This is a genomic window from Desulfothermus okinawensis JCM 13304 (genome assembly GCF_054654515.1).
In genome coordinates, this window is sequence record NZ_BAAIEW010000014.1 from 14,560 (window position 1) to 34,185 (window position 19,626).

The following is a 19,626-nucleotide window of genomic DNA, read 5'->3' on the forward strand; positions in this document are numbered from 1 at the left end:
GAGATATAAAATGTTGCAAAAAGAAACTATACTTAGGAAATTAGAGAGGATAATGATGGCAGTAACCTTTGCTGAGGCCAATTTAAGGGATATGGCTCTTAGTTTTTTAAAACAAGACAAGAGGGGTATTAGGGAAGAGAACAAGGAAAGGGTTAAGACTAAAAGGGACAGGGATGAATTGAGGTTGTAATTTAAAGGGGGGAAGACATGAAGAAGATATTGTTGGCCTCCTACGGTCTGTCTCCAGATTCTGATGCTGTTTATTACACACTGGATCTTGCCAAACAGCTTAATTCAGAGGTGGAGTTTTTTGAAGTGGTGCCCAAAAAAAGGAGTAAAGGGTCCATTAAGACCCTTGGTCCACTTAAATTACTTAAGTCCTTTATGGAAGATGCAATGGTGGCAGTTACCTATGCAGAACACAAGGAGCACGACGTGGCAAAAGGCATAGCAGAAGAGGCAATGGAAAACTTAAAGCCTTTTTTGTCTAGGATTAAAAAATCAGGCTTAAAGGTGGATCTTGTATTAAGGGTTGGGGATTTTGTGAAAGAGGTTATCTCCCATGTGAGGGAGAGGAAGGAAATAATATTAGCTGTAATTGCCGTGGGAAAAAAACAGAGAAAAGTAATTTTGGACAGGCTAAGAAAAGATATGGATATCCCAATTATAGTTATAGAAACCTAAATCCAGGGGGTTATATATGGGGATTTTTGACAAACTCAAAAAAAGGGCGAAAAAGACAAAGGATGAAATTACAAAATATCAAGATGCCATAGCATTTGCTGAGGAAGGAGAATATGATGATGCAGTTAAATTTATAGAAGAAACCAGTTCAGGTGGTGAGATTCAACCTAGACTGCTGGTGGTTGGTAATGGGAATATGTTTTCCCCATGTGTTGTGGATTATTCAATAGATATGGCAAAAAGGCTTGAATATCAGATTGTTGCACTTAATGCAGCACCAATTGGAGATGAATTGCCAGTAAAAAGCCTAGAGAGGAAAAGATTGAGAGACGAATTTTTAACAGAATGTGAAAAAAATATACTGCAGTTTAAAAATAGGGCAGAAAAAGAGGGGATAGAATTCTCTCATGTTGTAAAGTTCTTAGATAAAGAGGATGCCCTACAAGAGATTAAAAGAGAGATTCCAGGAATTGAATTTGTAATATCTGATAGTGAAAGGGAATTCGTGGCTCCACAGGATGAGAAAAGGCCTGGACAAAGGCCAAGTGTTTGCGTCTATTCAATTGTATAGAAAATGTAATTGGAGGTCATCTAAATGGGCATTACCTTTGTTTTAAAACTTACCCTCATAGCAGTAGTATTTGGATTTTGCTATGTATTTAGGCATGAAAACAAAAATGGTTAGTTGTCTATAAAATTAGAATTTATCTTGCAGTATGGAAATTAGGTCCCCTACCCATAAGGGGGCTTTTTGCGTATTTTATTTCCCAAAAATAAAATTTTAGGAGGATGGCATGACACCAGATATGATACTTACCATGGTAGTGCTTGCATTTGTCATAGTATTATTTGTTTTTGAGTGGGTTAGGGTTGATGTAGTGGGAATAATGATGATGGTCCTGCTTCCACTACTTGGTCTGGTAACTGCAAAGGAGGCCTTTGTTGGTCTTAGTTCCAATGCAGTGTGTTCAATTATAGCGGTAATAATAATTGGTGCTGGTTTAGATAAAACTGGAGTAATGAACAAGGTTGCAAGTCCTATAATAAAACTTGCTGGAAATAGCGAGAAAAGAATAATTACACTGATTTCTGGTACAGTTGGAATTATCTCGTCTATGATGCAAAATATCGGTGCAGCAGCTCTATTTCTTCCTGCTGCCCAGAGAATTGCTAAAAGGACTGGTGTTCCAATATCAAGGATACTAATGCCCATGGGATTTTGTGCAATAATAGGTGGTACCTTGACCCTGGTTGGTGCAAGCCCAACAATACTTTTAAATGATTTGATGGTGCTAAATGGGGAGAAGCTAAAGCCTTTTGGGCTGTTTACCCAGACACCAATAGGTGTTTGTCTTTTGGCCTCAGCTATTATCTATTTTGCATTTTTTGGGAAATATATCTTACCTGCAGGTGGGGGACAGTCTGATAAAGGGATTTCAGATCTGCTCATGGAGGCCTATAAAGGTCTCGAAAGTGTTTTTGAGCTGGAGATTCCAAAAACCTTCAGTGGGCCAAAGACACTAGAAGAATTAGCTATCAGGGAAAGATTTTTGGTAACAGTAGTAGGAATATACTTTAGACAAAAAAAGGATAGGACCCTGGTTCCAAGAAGCCATGACAAACTATCTCAGGGGGATACAATTGCAGTTGTTGGAAGAAAGAAAAACGTTGAAATCATGGCAAAGGAACTAAATTTTAAGTTAAAGGACCAATTAGAGGTATTTGCAGAGGATTTGGCCAGGACAAATGCAGGGCTTGCTGAAACCATTGTATCTCCAAGATCTGAACTCATAGGAAAGACACTAAGTGAAGTAAATTTCAAAGAACTTTTTGGAGTAAACCCTGTGGCCCTTTTTAAGGGCAATAAAATATTTTATTCAGGACTTACTAATATCAAACTGAGTATGGGTGATACCCTTCTTTTATTTGGTCCATGGGCAAGGTTCCATATATTAAGAAATAGGCCCCAACCAAGGCCCCTTAGTTTTGCCTCTCCATTGGAGGGTGAAATATTAAAGCCCCAAAAGGCAAAATGGGCTATTTTTTGGTTGGTTTTAGCCCTATCTCAGATAATATTTTTCAAGGTAAAACTTTCCGTAGCCCTAATGTCTGGGGCCCTTGGAATGATAATAACCGGAGTGTTAACAGTTGATGAGGCCTATCAATCTGTGGATTGGATGACAGTATTTTTGCTTGCAGGTTTAATTCCGCTTGGAATTGCATTTGAGAAAACAGGAACTGCATCTTTTATAGCCCATAATATTTTAGCAATTATAGGTAAACCCTCACCCATAGTCCTGCTTGCAGTGGTAGGGCTATTAACTTCCTTTTTTACCTTGGTTATATCAAATGTAGGTGCAACAGTTTTGTTGGTTCCCCTTTGTATGAATATGGCAGTTATGGCAGGTGGTGATCCTAGGATGGCAGCCCTGGTTGTTGGATTGTCTGCTTCAAACACATTTGTACTTCCAACCCATCAGGTAAATGCACTGGTGATGAGACCAGGGGGCTATCGCACAGTGGATTACGCAAAGGCAGGTGCAGTTATGACTGTGTTATTTCTTGTAGTGGAGCTGTCAGTTATATACTTTTTCTATGGGATAAATTGATCTTGTTTTTTGGGCACTGTTTGCCCCTATCCCATAAATAAAAAGTAAAGAAGGAGATATCATATGGCAATTATCACCATTTCAAGGGGGAGCTATAGTTTTGGTAAAATGATAGCAGAGAGGGTTGCTGATATATTAAGTTACAGATGTATGAGTAGAGAAGTTTTAGTTGAAACCGCTTCTAAAAACCACATTAAAGAAAAAGAGTTATTTAAGGCATTGCATGACTCACCATCTTTTTTTGAAAATAAGAAAAACAGGGAAAAGTATTTAAATATGATAAAGGCAACACTTATAGAACATGCAATTGATGATAATCTAATATATCACGGAAATGCTGGACACTTTTTACTCCCAAATGTTGCATGTTTGCTTAGGGTTCGCCTGGTCGCCAATTTAGATGAGAGGGTAGCCCTTTTAATGAAATTAAAAAATATAAATGAGAGTGATGCAAAAAAAGAGATAGAAAGGGAAGATAAACAGAGATATCAGTGGACCCAAATGCTTTACAAAGAGGATTTAAATTCACCATTTTTATACGATATAATCCTTCATATTGAAAAAATTGACGTTAATCAGGCGTGTGAGATAATAAATGGTATTGTGTGCCAGGGCAGGTTTAATATGACAGATAATTGTAAGAAAAAACTTATAGATGAGTACATATTAACCAGGGCAAAGATTCTTTTGTTTAAAGAAAATATAGAGCATATGTTGGTTGAAGATGGAATATTGAAAATAAAGATTGGACCAACAAAGATCAAAAAGACATCACCTATACCACCAAAGCTAGAGAAGAGTATTAATGCGGAATTAAATGATGAAACCAAGATATGGATTTATAATATGGTAAAAAATATTAATTACTTAAAAGATGTGATGTTTTTGGCCTGAATTATGGGGGCATTTTTCATTATGAAAGTAAGTATCAGAAAAAAGATTATTATCACTTTTTTGATATTATTTGTCATATTGAGTAGTATCTGTATTTTGGGATTTTATAATTATAATAAATTAAATCAAAAGATGGGGATTTTGGACAAAAAAAGAGAACTACTCAATTATATATTAGAAGCAAGGAGGTATGAGAAGAACTTTTTTATTAATAAGGACAAAAAGAATCTCATTCAAGCAATTCAATTCCTGAAAAAATCTGATGCACTCCTTGTAACAATATCAAGAGAGTATAGTGAAAAAAGCCCTCCTAATAATATTCAGGAACACATAAGCCTCCTTAGGGATTATAAGGAGGCTTTAGTTTTGCTTTTAAAGAAAATGGAATTGTCTTCTGAGATTGGGGTAGAGGAAGTAGAAATAGTTAGAAAAAAAGGATACTATTTAACTAGTGTCATGGAAAATGCCATTAAAAGAGAAAAAGGCGCTGTTAAAAAATTAGTGGAACAGTCAAGGATGTATTTGTATTTCACCCTAATTATAATGATAGGGGCCACTTTAATTATCTTAATATTTTTACTAATTAATGTTAACAGGCCGTTAAAACAAATTGAAAAGGCAATAAAGAGAATAATCAGTGGAGATTATGAGTCCATACCGCAGATAAAGACTGGTGATGAGTTTGAGCGTCTTACCCAGAGTTTAAATAAACTTCTCTTAGAGATGAAAAAAAGGAGTGAACAATTGGTTCAGAGTGAGAAGATGGCAGCACTTGGGACACTCACATCAGGAGTTGCTCATGAGTTAAATAATCCTTTAAACAATATATCCACATCACTTCAAATAGTTTTAGAAGAATTAGAGGAAGGAGACATTGATTACCAAAGAAACCTTTTAGGGGAATCCCTTGCCCAGGTGGACAGGGCACAGGACATTGTGAAGAGTTTGCTTGAATTTTCAAGGGAGACCACTTTTAGCACAAGTAGGGAAAATATATTTGATCTGGTTAAGAATACATTAAAATTAGTACAAGGTGAAGTTCCGTCAAGCGTTGATATTTTTGTTGAGGTACCAGAAGATATTGAGGCAGTGGTTGACCCAAGGAGGATACAACAGGTATTTTTGAATCTTATCTTAAATGCAATCCAGGCAATGGGAAAACATGGGGGGAAAATATTTATCAGGGCTAAGAGAGATAAAGAAAGAGGGGGTGTGGTCATAGAAGTTGAAGATAATGGCCCAGGTATTCCAGAGTACGTCCTTCCGAAAATATTTGATCCCTTTTTCACCACAAAGGAGGTGGGAAGGGGATCAGGCCTTGGCCTTTCTGTATCTCAGGGGATAATAGCAAAACATGGGGGAGACATATCAGTTACCAGTGAAGTAGGTAAAGGGACTTGTTTTAGAATATTTTTGCCAGATCAGGTAAATAATTAACCTGTTTTTATCTCAAAAAAATTGGGGAAATTGTGATTATGGAACCAAGAGAGTTTAAAATTTTGGTAGTAGAAGATGAGGACATAGCAAGAAAAAATTTGCATAGGATACTTTCAAAACAAGGATATCTTGTAGAGAGTGTAGTCAGTGGGCATAAGGCAATTGAGCTATTGGACAAAAGAGAATTTGATCTAGTTGTAACAGATCTTAAAATGGAAGGCATAGATGGCATGGATGTGTTAAAATATGTAAAATCAAAGAGTCCCCATACAGAAGTGATAATGATTACAGGTTACGCCACTGTGGACTCTGCTGTGGAAGCAATGAAGCAAGGTGCCTTTCACTACATAGCAAAACCCTATAAACTTGATGAGGTAAGGGGAATAGTGAAACAGGCCCTCATAAAAAGGGGACTACAGCTTGAGAACCTTGAACTCAAAAAAAAGCTGGCACAAAAGAAATCATCTGTAGAGCTCATAGGAAAATCAAAGTCCTTTGGGCAGGTAATAAGTCTTGCAAAGCAGGTGGCCCCCACAGATGCAAATGTATTGATTTTAGGGGAATCTGGAACTGGAAAAGAGGTTTTGGCAAAATATATACATGCAATGAGTAAAAGGGCCAACAAAAAATTTGTGGCATTTAACTGCGGGGCATTAACTGAAGAATTAATTGCAAATGAGCTTTTTGGGCATGAAAAAGGGGCATTTACCGGGGCAGATGCCTTAAAAAAGGGACTTATTGAGGTTGCCCATGGGGGTACCCTTTTTTTGGACGAAATTGGGGATATGCCCATGATGATGCAGGTAAAGTTGCTCAGGGCTATCCAGGAAAAGGAAATTTTAAGGGTAGGGGGGACAGATCCAGTTAAAGTAGATGTGAGATTTATTGCAGCAACCCATAGGGATCTCCATATGGAGGTTGAAAGGGGAAATTTTAGACAGGACCTCTATTACAGATTAAATGTGGTCTCCATAAAACTCCCTCCCCTTGTCCAGAGGAAGGAAGACATACCATTGCTGGTGAACTATTTTATCAAGAAAAAGTCAAGAGAGATGGAAAAAGAGGTAAAATCTATCTCTAAGGAGGCCATGGATGTATTGCTCGGCTATTCATGGCCTGGAAATGTGAGGGAACTTGAAAACATAATTGAGAGGGCAGTTGCCCTGGTAACTGGTCCTGAGATTACTTTAGATCAACTTCCTGAATATCTTCAGATGTACGAAGTACGCACCTTTAGAAGGGATCCATCAAATATACCAACACTGGAAGAGGTTGAGAAGGACTATATATTCTGGGTATTGGAGCAATGTGGAGGAAACAGATCAAAGGCAGCAAAGATAATTGGCATTGATCGTGTTTCCCTCTGGAGAAAATTAAAAAAATGGGCATAGCATCTTAATTATTCCGCTGGTAACCTCTCAATATCCAGTGTCAAGATTATAGTCTCTGGGTCATTTGGATCTGACTTGATTTTAAATCCAAGTTTTTTGGCAAGTGCCTGCATGGCCTTATTGTCTCTTAAGGTATAGGCCATGAGAATCTTTGTTCCCCTCATCTTGCAGTATCTGATCATTTTATCCAAGAGGATAGTGCCAAGTCCCTTTAATTTTAAATCAGTTCTAACCACTATGGCAAACTCAGCAGTGGTATTGTCAGGATCAAAATATGCACGAACCTCACCTATGGTCTCCCCTTTGTCTTCACCTTCTGTTAAATTAATGGCAATAAAGGCCATTTCCCTGTCATAGTCTATTTGGGTTAAGTGGGCCAGTTGTGAATGGGTAAACTCGTGCACAAATGCGAAAAATCTCATCCTTATATCATATTCTGAGAGTTTATCCATAAATCTTTTGTGTTTTTCTTCATCTTCAGGTCTAATTGGCCTTATGTGGACATTAAGGCCTGAGGGGAGTGATATAAATTCCTCTAAATACTCTGGATATGGTCTGATGACAAGTCTTGCTGCACCTGTTATGTTTGTTTCAGAGATCCTTGCACTTGCATCCAGTGCATAGACCCCAGTGGAATCTGCAATTAGGGGGTTTATGGAGATCTCTTTTAATTGTGGTATATCGATTGTTAGCTGGGACAGTTGAACAAGTGTAAGCCTAATTGCATCTAAATCCACATTGCCCTGGTTGGCGGCCTGTTTTATCATTGTATATATCTTGGTGTGTGTAAGAACTTCCTTTGCAAGGGTCATGTTAAGGGGAGGGAATCCTGCAGCCAGGTCCCTGTTGACATTAATATTATATCCACCCTGTCCAAATATGATAACTGGCCCAAAAACTTCATGATCATATACCCCGGCAAATAGCTCAAATGTATCAGGTTTTCTAAACATCTTTTGCACAATAAATCCATCTATCTTGGCCTCTGGACAGCATTTTATTGTGCGTGTGAGTATTGCTTCTGATGCCTTTTTTAAGTCATCTTCCTTTTCAATGTCCCAGGCCACTGCGCCTATTTCTTGTGGATTTTGGATGTCTGGAGATGAGATTTTTACACACAGGGGATAGCCTATTTCCCTTGCAATCAAGCAAACATCTTCTAAACACTCAACTAGCCTTGTTTCAGGCATTTTTATTGAATACAGGGACAGAACTTCCTTTAACTCGGGCAGAGTTAAGGTCTCTCTTTTTTCCTTTAAGGCGTTTTTAACGATTATTTTTGCTGGTTCTGGATTTGGCGTGAACTCCTTAGGCACAGAATCAGGTGTTTCCATGAGTAGATCCTGATTGCGTTTAAATTTTACCAGATCCATGAAGATCCTAACTGCTTCATCTGGTGTCTCATAGGTTGGAATACCTGATATTGCAAAGATTCTTCTTGCTTCTTTAGGGGCATTTTCCCCCAGCCAAACGGTGAATATATTTTTTCTACTCTGCCCTATGGTGTTGACTATAGCACCTGCAATATCTCTGGAGGATGCAAATGCAGAAGGTACATGGATTACCATTACTGCATCTACATTTTTGTCCTTTAAAATTATTTCAAGTGTTTTTGAATATATTTCACTTGGGGCATGATCAATAATTCTTATGGGATTTTCTCCAAAAAAGGTATCTCCAATCTCCTGTTTTAGTTGTTCCACTGTTTGTTTTTCCAGTTTGGAGAGATTTCCCCCCTGACTTATGAGCAGGTTTTTGGCCATCATGGCAGGTCCGCCTCCATTACTTAAAATGGCCAATTTATCTCCTCTAAGTGGCTTGGATCTGGCAAGGGTTTCCACTGCATTAAAGAGTTCTGCTATTTCAGATACCCTTAACATCCCAGACCTTCTAAAAAGTGCATTATAGATGAGTTCAATATCAACTTCCATTCCATTATAGAGTATTATATTTGAGTCATCCTCGTTCATAGGACCACCTTTTATAACCATCAAAGGTTTGTTCCTAGATGCTGATCTGGCTGCAGATATGAATTTTCTGGGGTTTTTTATCTCTTCAATGTAGAGTAAAATGGATGCAGTATAAGGATCTCCTGCAAGATAATCTATTATTTCATCAAAATTTATATCAAGGGAATCCCCTAATGAAAGAAATGTTGAAAAGCCTATATTTTTTGAATGAGCCCAATCTAATACAGCCATACCAAGTGAATCAGACTGTGAAATAAAGGCTATTTGTCCTGGAGGTACTGTAGTTACACCAAAACTTGCATTTAATCCAATCCGAGGAATCATCATCCCCAAACAATTTGGGCCCAATATCCTCATGGAATATTTCTTTGCTATCTCTAGGCATAATTTATCTAAGGGTCTTCCTTTTTCGTGATATTTGTATAGATCTGTACTCATAATTAAAGCAGTTTTGCCTCCAATTTCCCCTAGCTGCCTTAAATAAGCAGGTATGGTGTTTGGTGGAGTACAAATTATTGCTAGATCTAGAGTAATGGGAAGAGTGGTGAGGTTGGAATACGCTAAAACCCCAGCAATAGCTTTGTATTTAGGGTTAACAGGAAGTATTGGACCTGCAAATCCACCGTTCAGTAAATTCTTCATTACCACGCTACCAATACTCTTAGGCCTGTTTGATGCCCCTATTACTGCAACAGCCTTGGGTCTAAATAGATAATCCAGGTCTTTTAGGCTCATTTTTATATCCCCTTTTTAATAAAGAATCCCTAGATAAATCCTAGAACATTCCTTTAGTTTTATTTTGAGGTAATTATAATATTAAAAAATCCGTTAATAGAGATTCTTACTTTAAAAGAAAAAAAAATCAACTGAAGTTTTAAAAAAAACAAAAAAGGGATTGACAAAAAAAACGTATTGTTGCATAAAATAACCATACTAGAATGAGTAAACCTTGTTTATTAACTTTTAAAACAGGAGGGGAGAGATGGGAGAACAAGAAGTAAAGCATTATGAGGCAAGATGGCAAGAAGAAGAATATTACTATCCTTCACCTGACTTTATTGGTCAAGCAAATTGTACAGACAGCTCAGTTTATGATCGCTTTAGTTTAGACAATTTTCCTGAGTGTTTTAGGGAAATGGCAGAGTTGCTGGACTGGGATAAATATTGGCATACAACTCTGGATACCTCTGATGCGCCTTGCTGGAAGTGGTTTGTTGGAGGTAGAATAAATGCTTGTTACAATTGTGTTGACAGACACCTTGCCAAATACAGAAACAAGGTGGCAATCTATTTTGTTGGTGAACCAGAAGAAGAACGCATCCTGAAGATCACGTATCAAGAATTGTGGAGAAGGGTAAATGAGGTTGCTGCATTACTTAGGGATTTTTGTGGCTTAAAGGCAGGGGACAGAGTCACACTACACCTTCCAATGACACCTGAGCTTCCCATTACCATGCTCGCATGTGCCAGGCTTGGGGTGATACACTCCCAGGTGTTTGCTGGGTTTAGTGGCAAGGCCTGTGGTGAGAGGATAGTTGATTCTGAAAGTGAAGTTTTGATTACAATGGACTCTTATTACAGGGCAGGTAATTTGCTTGACCATAAACAAAAGGCAGATGAGGCAGTAAAAACTGCTGAAGAACAGGGACAAAAGGTAAAGAAGGTTCTAATTTGGCAAAGATATCCAGGCAAGTATTCTGCTAAAACTCCCTTGGTGGAGGGAAGAGACTACATAATGAACGATGTGCTAAAAGACTACTACCACAAGGAAGTTGAACCAGTTTCCATGCCAGCAGATGGCATCCTATTTTTGATGTACACAAGTGGTTCCACAGGAAAGCCAAAAGGGGCTCAGCATTCAATTGGAGGATATCTTGCCTATGTTACCTGGATGTCAAAGGTAATCCAAGACATTCACCCAGAAGATGTTTACTGGTGTATGGCAGATATTGGATGGATTACTGGACACTCCTTTATTGTCTATGGTCCACTGGCCCTTGCTGCATCAACAGTAATATTTGAAGGAACACCTACTTATCCAGATGCAGGTAGGCCCTGGAGGGTCTCAGAAGAACTTGGAATCAATATATTCCATACATCTCCAACAGCCATCAGGGCACTTAGGAAGGCTGGAGGAGACCTGCCACTTAAGTATAATCATTCTTTTAAACATATGACCACAGTGGGTGAACCCATTGAGCCAGAGGTATGGAGATGGTACTACAATGTGGTTGGTAAACAAAAGGCAGTGATTGTGGACACATGGTGGCAGACAGAAACTGGAGGGTTCTTGTGCTCCACTGTACCAGCACTAAAACCAATGAAACCAGGAAGTGCAGGACCAGGGGTACCAGGCATTCATCCAGTGATTTTAGATGACGAGGGAAATGAGATACCCCCAGGATCTGGAAGGGCAGGAAATATCTGTATTAAAAATCCATGGCCAGGTCTCATGCAGACCATCTGGAAGAACAGGCAGAGGTTTGTGGATACCTATTATGCAAAGTACTGCAAAAATCCAGAATCCAAGGATTGGAGAGATTGGCCATATATGGCTGGTGATGCTGCAGTGATTGCTGCTGATGGATATGTGCGGATATTAGGTAGGGTGGATGATGTTATTAATGTTGCAGGTCACAGGCTTGGAACCAAGGAGATTGAGTCTGCTGCACTCACAGTTGAAGAAGTGGCAGAGGCAGCTGTGGTGGCAGTATACGACGAGATTAAGGGAACAGTTCCACATCTGTATGTATCGCTAAAACCTGGATTTGATCCGTCTGATGAAATAGCCAAGAAAATTACAGATGCTGTATCTGATATTGTTGGTAAGATAGCAAAACCATCTGCTGTATTCATTGTTCCTGATATGCCAAAGACAAGGTCTGGAAAGATTATGCGCAGGATTTTGGCTGCAATATCCAATAAGAAAGAAGATCTTGGTGATATTACCACCCTTTCTAATCCTCAAGTAGTTGAGGAAATCAGGAAGATGGTTCAGGGATAGATAATTACAAATAAAATAAAGGAATAAAGGAAAGGCGGCATATTAGCTGCCTTTCCACAAGATGAAAAAGTAGAATAAGAAAAATGGGGAGAGATGAATTAGAGGGAAGAGGTTTGGCTTTGATTTAAGATAAGGCCAAGATGATTTAAATAAAAAATTTAAGGAGGGGGAAGATGAGTGAAGTAAAATTAGGGAATCCAGCAGCAGTGGGTTTAGGTGGATTTGCAATGACCACCTTTATATTGCAATGTCACAATCTTGGATGGGTTGGAATAACGCCTGTTCTATGGTTAGGGCTATTTTATGGTGGTGCAGCTCAAATGATTGCTGGGTATTTTGAGTTTAAAATGGGAAATAATTTTGGGTTTAGTGCCTTTGTTTCATATGGCGCATTTTGGATAGCGTTATGCTTTTTTGTAATCATGGGTACAAATCCAGAATTGGTTAAGGCCTATCCTGTCCTTAAATTGACTGGGAAAGGACTGGGGTATTTTCTTGTGGTATGGACTATTTACACAGCAATTTTGTTTATAGCATCTATGAAACACCATACAGTTCTAGCACTGTTATTTTTGACATTACTCATTGGATTTATTGGATTGGATTTAAAAGAACTTGCTGGCAGCAAGGCCATGGGAACATTTGCCGCCTGGGACTTACTTTTGTGTGCATCTTTGGCATGGTACCTAATGGCACATATAATTTTTGCAGATGTTGGTATTAATTTACCTGTTGGAAAACCCTGGATCAAATAAACATAACATAAAAAAATAATATTTAAAACTACGGCGCTAATCTCATATTAAAAGGGAGGGGGAGAAGTAGAGATTGAGATTAGCGCCATTTCTATTCAAAAGACCTCTCTAATCTCTTTTGCTAAATCTTCAGGTGTAATCTCAGACAGTTCGTTTTTAAGTATCTTCTGTAAGAAATAGTCGTCGGTCCTGTGATGCTTCACTACATTTTGTCTGTTAACTATCTTCATTACACACCTATAATAGGGTGCACTTTCATTTAATGGTCCGCTTAATATGGAGAAATTATAGGTGGATATCTTTTTTGAGTGAAAATATGAAAACACCTTCTCAAGTCCATTACTTAAATCTTTTATATCGTTATCAGTAAACTGGGAGAAATTTTCTTTTTTGGGCCAGATTACCTGGATTTCATTTCTTCCCATTGGCGAATAGGCTGAAATCCAGATACTATTGCCTTTGTCTCCAATATACCTCTGCCCCAATTCTTTTTCAGTTTTAACCAGGTCAAGAAAATAGCATGAACTATTTTTTTCAAAATATTCTCTGGACCTGTCCAAAAGCAATTGATGGTAGGTGGAGGGGACAAAGAAGTTCATAATTTGAAAATGGGGATGGGTCGCACTTGCCCCTGATGGAAACATGAAATTGGCATTTATTGTTGGGTATTTATATTTTTTATCAAGTTCAAATGACTTTTTTAGAAATTTAAAGGCCAATTTTAGGCCATTAAATATCATAGTGGAATCTATTTCCCCTAATTTTTTGAAATGTTCACTGGTGAGCCTAACAACTGCGTGAAATTTGGATAAGGGATATAAATTTGGGAACAACACAGCGTCTTTGTATTTAAGCCTTCCTTCCCCAAAAAACTCTTCTGGATAATAAGGAGTCATTTTCTCGAGGTTTCCATCACACATAAAACAAAATTTTTTACTCTTTTCACCTATTTTATTTAAATATTCATAGTCTGTGTCTGGATAGAGGAGTCCCCTTTTGTTGACCAGATATTCATTTATAATAGACCTATATCCAGTTAAGGGATCTTCTCTAACCTCTAAATTTATTTTAATCTTTTCAAAATTTTTTTTAGGGCTGTGAAATTCTACAGTTTCATTGTATTTTTTAAATTTTATCATGCAAGGCTCCTTTATTTCTACCTTGAAGTTTTTAAATTTAATGCCTACCTTGGCCACAAAAGTTATATTTGAATTTACTTAAAACATTGGGTAATAGCAAGTTAGTTCTTTTTTAGGGGGCATTATGGAAGAAAAAAAGATTTTGTTAATTGACGTTGGAAATACAAGTACCAAGATAGGGCTTGCCATTGGCAATGAAATTGTTTCCACTTATGTGCTGCCCACCACTTTAAAAGAGACTTCTGATACCTTTGGATTTAAGATATTTGCACTGACCAGACACCTTAAGGTCCAGATATCTGAAATAGACCTGTGGATGGTGTCCTCAGTGGTTCCCCCATTAAATGGGATAATCAGGGAAGCTGGAAATAAGTATTCCCTGTGTGATGTTGTCTTTGTTCCAGAAGACCTCTCACTTCCACTTATAAACAGGTATGCAAACCCATACGAAGTTGGATCAGACAGACTTGTAACTGCCTTTGCTGCAAGGGAGCTATTTTCAACACCAGGACTAATTGTAATAGATTTTGGGACTGCTACCACCCTAGAATGTGTGCAAGATAATATCTATTTAGGTGGGCTCATATGTCCTGGAATTTTGTCTTCACTACAGGCCCTTAGCCAAAAGACCGCAAAACTCCCCAAGATTAGCCTGGATGTGGAAGATGGCAAAATGTTAATTGGTAATTCCACAGTAACAAGTATGACCCATGGATTTATATTTGGTTTTGCTGCAATGGTAGATGGTCTTTGCATGGAACTCAGAAATTTTTTATCAGGGGAGATAACTATTGTTGCAACTGGCGGATTTGCTCCTAAAATTAAAGATGTCTGTAAATCCATTAATGAGATAAGACCAGATTTACTCTTAAAAGGGCTTCTTTTGGCTTCTAAGAAAATTGTATAAAATTTTTTTGGCGTAATCCTCAAAGCAGGATTACGCCCATTTCAACTTTTATTTCCAGTAATATTCAGCATTGGTACCCAGCTCTAACTCTATTTCAAGGAGACGATTGTATTTTGCAATCCTCTCACTTCTACAAGCCGAACCAGTCTTTAGGTGTCCGCCATCCATTGCAACAGAAAAATCTGCAAGAAAATCATCTTCGGTTTCACCTGATCTATGGGATATAAAATACCTCCATCCAGCGTCTCTGCACATCCTTATTGCCTCAATAGTTTCAGTAACTGTTCCTATTTGATTTAGCTTAATAAGTGCTGAATTGGCAGTTCCTTCTTCAATTCCCCGTTTAATGTACTTTGTGTTTGTCACAAAGATATCGTCACCCACCACTTCTATCTTATCCCCAAATTCCTTGGTAAATTTTCTAAAACCATTCCAATCTTCTTCAGATAGTGGATCTTCCCACAGTACAATGGGATACTTAGATATCCACTCTTTGGCCATTTCAATTATTTCATCACTTGTCTTTTTGCCTCCACCAGACCACTTTAAATCATATTCTCCAACCCTGTGGGTTGCAAATGAAGAGGCAGCAGAATCAAGGGCAATAGCGATGTGTTCACCAGGTTTGTATCCTGCCTTTTCAATTGCCTGGATGATTAAGTCAAGGGCTTCCTCATTGCTCTTTAAGTTTGGAGCAAATCCTCCTTCGTCGCCAACTGATGTAGCAAGACCTTTTTCTTTTAAGATTTTTTTCAGTATGTGAAAAGTTTCAGATACATACCTCAGTCCTTCGGCAAAAGTAGGGGCACCTACAGGGACTGCCATAAATTCCTGTATGTCAACACTGTTGTCTGCGTGGGCACCACCATTTAAGATGTTCATACATGGAACAGGTATTCTCCTTGAAGTAGTTCCACCAATGTATTTGTATAGGGGAAGTCCACATGACATCGCTGCTGCCCTGCATACTGCCATGGAAACTCCCAATATTGCATTTGCACCCAAATTGGACTTATTTTCTGTACCGTCTAATTCTAACATTATTTTATCTATTCCCAGTTGATTTGTGGGATCAAGCCCAATTAACTTAGGTGCAATCTTGTCATTTACATTTGAAACTGCCTTTAAGACCCCTTTTCCAAGGTATCTTTTTGGATCACCATCCCTAAGCTCCAATGCCTCATTTTCTCCTGTACTTGCTCCTGATGGAACTGAGGCAGATGCCTTTATCCCAGATTCCAATTCAACAAAAACCCTAACAGTTGGATTTCCCCTTGAGTCTAGAATTTCCATCCCCTTTATTGATTTTATCTTATCTACCATAATACACCCCCATTTTTGCAGTTTTAAAAAATATCACCAAAGACAAACTATTTTTTTAAACTAAAACGCTTTGTTTTTCCAGTTTTTTTGTGTAATTTTTTTAGGGCAATGGGTTTGACACCTAAATGGAAACCCTATACAAATTGCCCTTGAACTTAGGTGTAATTAAAGGGGCATTTTATGTTTCAAAGGGAACTTGAGATAATAAATTTTCACGCAACCGAGGGAGCAAGGCTAAGGACATCTTTTTTTGAAGAAAATGCCAGGCTGATAATAGATATAGCTGGTACAATAGCCGCAAGTCTAGTTAAAGGCGGAAAGGTGTTAATTTGTGGAAATGGGGGGAGCGCTTCTGATGCTCAGCACATGGCAGCTGAATTTGTTGGCAGATTCAAGATTGAGCGGCCACCACTTCCTGCCATTGCATTGACAACTGATAGCTCTATCCTTACTTGTATTAGTAATGATTATAGCTTTAGAGATGTATTCAGTAGACAGGTAAAAGGCCTTGGAGTAGAGGGAGATGTCCTTGTAGTCATTAGTACATCTGGTAGGAGCAAAAATATATTAAATGCCATAGATGCAGCAAAGGAAAAGAATATTCAAACTATAGGACTAACTGGAGCAAAAGGAATCAGGTTTGTAGATAGGTGTGACTATGCATTGGTAGTACCAAGTGATTATACTCCTATAATTCAAGAAATCCATATAAGTGCAATACACTTAATATGCGAGTTAGTAGATGTATTTTTGTTTGAAGAAGTGCATAAAATAGATATCTATTCATAATTTAAAAGGAGGTACATCATGCCAATTTATGAGTATGTTTGTTTAGATTGTAATAATAAATTTGAAGAACTTGTATTAAAAAATGATGCAAATGTAAAATGTCCAAAATGTAGCAGCGGAAATACAAAAAAATTGATGTCTACATGTAGGGCAAAAGTTGCTGGTGGTGCTTCTTTAGATAATCTTTCTTCCAGTACTAGTTCTTCTTGTTCTGGTTGTTCTGGTGGGAATTGTTCAACATGTGGTGGTTAAAAAGGATTGGAAGACAAAAATGATTCATAGAATACGTATCGCAACAAGGGGAAGCAAATTAGCTCTTTGGCAGGCCCATTATATTGGTGGATTAATAGAAAAGAAGTATTCCAATATAAAAGTGGAGTATAAGATTGTTAAGACTTCTGGAGATAAAATACTAGATGTTCCACTTGCCAAGATAGGTGGAAAAGGTCTCTTTGTAAAAGAAATAGAAGAAACATTACTTGGAGATGATGCTGATATAGCTGTACATTCAATGAAAGACGTACCATCTATCTTGCCAGAGGGGCTAGAGGTAGACATAATTCCAAGGAGGGAAGAGCCCTTTGACGCCTTTTTATCAGAAAAGTATAGGGACATTGGCTCCCTTCCCAAGGGGGCAATAATTGGAACCAGTAGTTTGAGGAGACAGGCACAGGTAAAAAAAATACGTCCTGATTTAGAAGTTCGTATGCTCAGGGGAAATTTAGATACAAGGGTAAGGAAGTTAAAACAAGGGATGTATGATGCAATAATTATTGCAATAGCTGGTCTAAAACGACTTAATATATGGTGTAAGTATATGGAAGTGCTAACTCCGCCTGATTTTTACCCAGCTGTTGGTCAGGGAGCCCTGGGCATAGAATACAAGAAGGATCGTAAGGATGTTTTAGACACAATATCCTTTTTAAATGACAGTGAGACCAAGATATGTGTGATGGCTGAAAGGGGTTTTTTAGATGAGCTTCAAGGTGGATGTCAGGTTCCAATTGGTGGTTATGCCCAGATAGAAGATAATATGGTGTATCTAAGAGGATTTGTTTCTGATATAGACGGAAAAAGGTTTGTATATGGTGAGAAAAAAGGAAGCATCTCAGATCCAGTAAAGGTTGGGATTGATCTGGGTAGGTATATTCTTAATAATGGAGGTCAGGAGATTTTACAGGAAATTTATGATCAAGGGGTTATAGATATATGAGAAAGCATTTTTTTGCAATATTTGTAATGGTATGGATTTTAGCTTTTAATGTCACTACAAGGGGAGAGGCGGTTGTTTCAATGGATAAATTAAGGGAAAAGATTCATTCTTTTAAGCTTTCAAATGGGATGACATTTGTTGTAATGGAGAGAAAAACTTCTCCAGTGGTAAGTTTTGTTACATTTGTAAAGGTAGGTAGTGTTGATGAAGAAACAGGACACACTGGTATTGCCCATATTTTTGAGCATATGGCATTTAAAGGAACTAAAGATATTGGTACCAAAGATTATGAGAGGGAAAAAGTTTTATTAAAAAAATTAGATGAAGCATATGTAAAATATATAAAGTGTAAAGATCTGAATGGAGATAAAAATAAATGTGGTGTTTTTGAAGATAAGTTTAAAAAGTTTCTCAGGGATGCAAATTCTTTAGTAAAACACAATGAATTTTCAAAGATAATAGAGAAAAACGGTGGAGAAGACCTAAATGCAGGTACATCTACTGACTATACAATTTATTACTGTTCGCTTCCAGCAAATAAAGTAGAATTATGGTTTTTCCTTGAATCTGACAGACTGAAAAATCCAGTATTTAGGGAATTTTATACAGAAAAAGAGGTAATCAGGGAAGAAAGGCGCATGAGAGTTGATACATCTCCAATGGGAAAGCTCATAGAGGCATTTAGATCAGTTGCATTTAGCGCCCATCCCTATGGACATCCTACTATAGGGTGGGATTCAGATATTATTCACACTACCATTAAAGATGTGGAAAAATTCCATAAGAAATTTTATGTGCCACAGAATATAACAATAGCAATAGTGGGAGATGTGGATTTAGATGAAATAAAAAAAATGGCCAATATCTATTTTGGAGAAATTAAAAAAAGACCTGATCCACCCTATGTTTGGACAAAGGAGCCTAAACAGGAAGGAAAAAAAGAGGTTGTTTTGTATGCAGATGCACAGCCCATGTATATTAGGGGTTACCACGTGCCAGGATATGGGAGTAGGGATTATCTTGCATTGGAGCTTTTAGAAGAGATTTTATCCGCAGGCAGGAGTTCAAGGCTCTATGCCCACCTTGTATTGGAAAAAAAATTGGCACTATCTATTTCTGCATTTTATGGATTTCCAGGAGAGAGATATCCATGCCTTTTCGGTATATTTGCTATACCAAATCACGGGGTAAGTCTTGATAAATTGTCCAGGGCAATAGATATGGAACTTGAAGATATTTTAAAGAATGGAGTGAGCAGGGAAGAACTTAATAGGGCTTACACAATAGATGAAGCAAATTTACTCAGGGAAATGGAATCCAATCTTGGGATGGCAAAAGAACTTGCATATGCCCAGTCTATGTATGGTGACTACAATAGGCTATTTTCAGATCTTGAAGCACTAAAATCTGTGAGCTCAAAGGATATCACAGGTGTAATAGAAAAATATTTTGTATCAGGTAATATGGTTGAGGCAAGGTTAATTAATTCAAAAAAACAAAAATAGGGCGTT

At 37.9% G+C, this 19,626-nt stretch carries 17 protein-coding genes; 14 read left to right on the forward strand and 3 right to left on the reverse strand.

Features of this window, described 5'->3' with window-relative positions; translation table 11 throughout:
- The first annotated feature begins 10 nt into the window (after positions 1-10).
- The 7 genes from ACYQ0O_RS06850 (at position 11) to ACYQ0O_RS06880 (ending at position 7,015) form a co-directional block, all read left to right on the forward strand.
- Positions 11-190 carry a hypothetical protein gene (locus ACYQ0O_RS06850; RefSeq protein WP_459891694.1) on the forward strand — a complete coding sequence of 60 codons (180 nt, stop codon included), beginning with the start codon at positions 11-13 and terminating at the stop codon, positions 188-190.
- 17 nt (positions 191-207) lie between these two features.
- Positions 208-684 (forward strand): hypothetical protein, encoded by a 477-nt coding sequence (locus ACYQ0O_RS06855; RefSeq protein ID WP_459891695.1) that lies wholly within the window; start codon positions 208-210, stop codon positions 682-684.
- Between the two features lie 16 nt (positions 685-700).
- Positions 701-1,255 (forward strand): hypothetical protein, encoded by a 555-nt coding sequence (locus ACYQ0O_RS06860; RefSeq protein WP_459891696.1) that lies wholly within the window; start codon positions 701-703, stop codon positions 1,253-1,255.
- A gap of 223 nt (positions 1,256-1,478) precedes the next feature.
- Positions 1,479-3,293: an SLC13 family permease gene (locus ACYQ0O_RS06865; RefSeq protein WP_459891697.1), complete on the forward strand. Its 1,815-nt coding sequence runs from the start codon at positions 1,479-1,481 to the stop codon at positions 3,291-3,293.
- 63 nt (positions 3,294-3,356) lie between these two features.
- On the forward strand, positions 3,357-4,187 hold the full coding sequence (locus ACYQ0O_RS06870; protein ID WP_459891698.1) for a cytidylate kinase-like family protein: 831 nt from the start codon (positions 3,357-3,359) through the stop codon (positions 4,185-4,187).
- Positions 4,188-4,208: 21 nt separating this feature from the next.
- Positions 4,209-5,624: an ATP-binding protein gene (locus ACYQ0O_RS06875; RefSeq protein WP_459891699.1), complete on the forward strand. Its 1,416-nt coding sequence runs from the start codon at positions 4,209-4,211 to the stop codon at positions 5,622-5,624.
- A gap of 38 nt (positions 5,625-5,662) precedes the next feature.
- Complete coding sequence (locus ACYQ0O_RS06880; protein WP_459891700.1) at positions 5,663-7,015, forward strand: sigma-54-dependent transcriptional regulator; 1,353 nt, start codon at positions 5,663-5,665, stop codon at positions 7,013-7,015.
- An 8-nt stretch (positions 7,016-7,023) separates the two neighbouring features.
- Here ACYQ0O_RS06880 and ACYQ0O_RS06885 read toward each other — a convergent pair whose 3' ends face one another.
- Positions 7,024-9,720 carry a bifunctional acetate--CoA ligase family protein/GNAT family N-acetyltransferase gene (locus ACYQ0O_RS06885; protein WP_459891701.1) on the reverse strand — a complete coding sequence of 899 codons (2,697 nt, stop codon included), beginning with the start codon at positions 9,718-9,720 and terminating at the stop codon, positions 7,024-7,026.
- Positions 9,721-9,967: 247 nt separating this feature from the next.
- On the opposite strand from ACYQ0O_RS06885, the gene acs reads away from it, so the two are divergent.
- Positions 9,968-11,989, forward strand: coding sequence for an acetate--CoA ligase (gene acs, locus ACYQ0O_RS06890; RefSeq protein ID WP_459891702.1), 2,022 nt, complete (start codon positions 9,968-9,970; stop codon positions 11,987-11,989).
- 173 nt (positions 11,990-12,162) lie between these two features.
- Entirely contained in the window at positions 12,163-12,744 is a 582-nt protein-coding gene (locus ACYQ0O_RS06895) for an acetate uptake transporter (protein ID WP_459891703.1), read from the forward strand.
- A gap of 95 nt (positions 12,745-12,839) precedes the next feature.
- On the opposite strand, the gene ACYQ0O_RS06900 is transcribed toward ACYQ0O_RS06895, so the two are convergent.
- The gene (locus ACYQ0O_RS06900) at positions 12,840-13,883 is read right to left on the reverse strand and encodes a hypothetical protein (RefSeq protein WP_459891704.1); all 1,044 of its coding nucleotides are present in this window, start codon (positions 13,881-13,883) and stop codon (positions 12,840-12,842) included.
- 124 nt (positions 13,884-14,007) lie between these two features.
- Here ACYQ0O_RS06900 and ACYQ0O_RS06905 point away from each other — a divergent pair, with 124 nt between their 5' ends.
- Complete coding sequence (locus ACYQ0O_RS06905) at positions 14,008-14,790, forward strand: type III pantothenate kinase (RefSeq protein WP_459891705.1); 783 nt, start codon at positions 14,008-14,010, stop codon at positions 14,788-14,790.
- Between the two features lie 48 nt (positions 14,791-14,838).
- On the opposite strand, the gene eno is transcribed toward ACYQ0O_RS06905, so the two are convergent.
- Positions 14,839-16,113, reverse strand: coding sequence for a phosphopyruvate hydratase (gene eno / locus ACYQ0O_RS06910; RefSeq protein WP_459891706.1), 1,275 nt, complete (start codon positions 16,111-16,113; stop codon positions 14,839-14,841).
- Between the two features lie 180 nt (positions 16,114-16,293).
- On the opposite strand from eno, the gene gmhA reads away from it, so the two are divergent.
- Genes gmhA through ACYQ0O_RS06930 form a run of 4 tightly spaced genes read left to right on the forward strand, consistent with a single transcriptional unit; the run spans position 16,294 to position 19,620 of the window.
- Positions 16,294-16,902, forward strand: a complete 609-nt coding sequence (gene gmhA / locus ACYQ0O_RS06915; protein WP_459891707.1) for a D-sedoheptulose 7-phosphate isomerase — start codon at positions 16,294-16,296, stop codon at positions 16,900-16,902.
- Positions 16,903-16,920: 18 nt separating this feature from the next.
- On the forward strand, positions 16,921-17,154 hold the full coding sequence (locus ACYQ0O_RS06920; RefSeq protein WP_459891708.1) for an FmdB family zinc ribbon protein: 234 nt from the start codon (positions 16,921-16,923) through the stop codon (positions 17,152-17,154).
- Positions 17,155-17,173: 19 nt separating this feature from the next.
- Entirely contained in the window at positions 17,174-18,115 is a 942-nt protein-coding gene (gene hemC / locus ACYQ0O_RS06925; RefSeq protein ID WP_459891709.1) for a hydroxymethylbilane synthase, read from the forward strand.
- On the forward strand, positions 18,112-19,620 hold the full coding sequence (locus ACYQ0O_RS06930; RefSeq protein WP_459891710.1) for a M16 family metallopeptidase: 1,509 nt from the start codon (positions 18,112-18,114) through the stop codon (positions 19,618-19,620). The genes hemC and ACYQ0O_RS06930 overlap by 4 nt, the downstream gene beginning before the upstream one ends.
- The last annotated feature ends 6 nt before the right edge of the window (positions 19,621-19,626 follow it).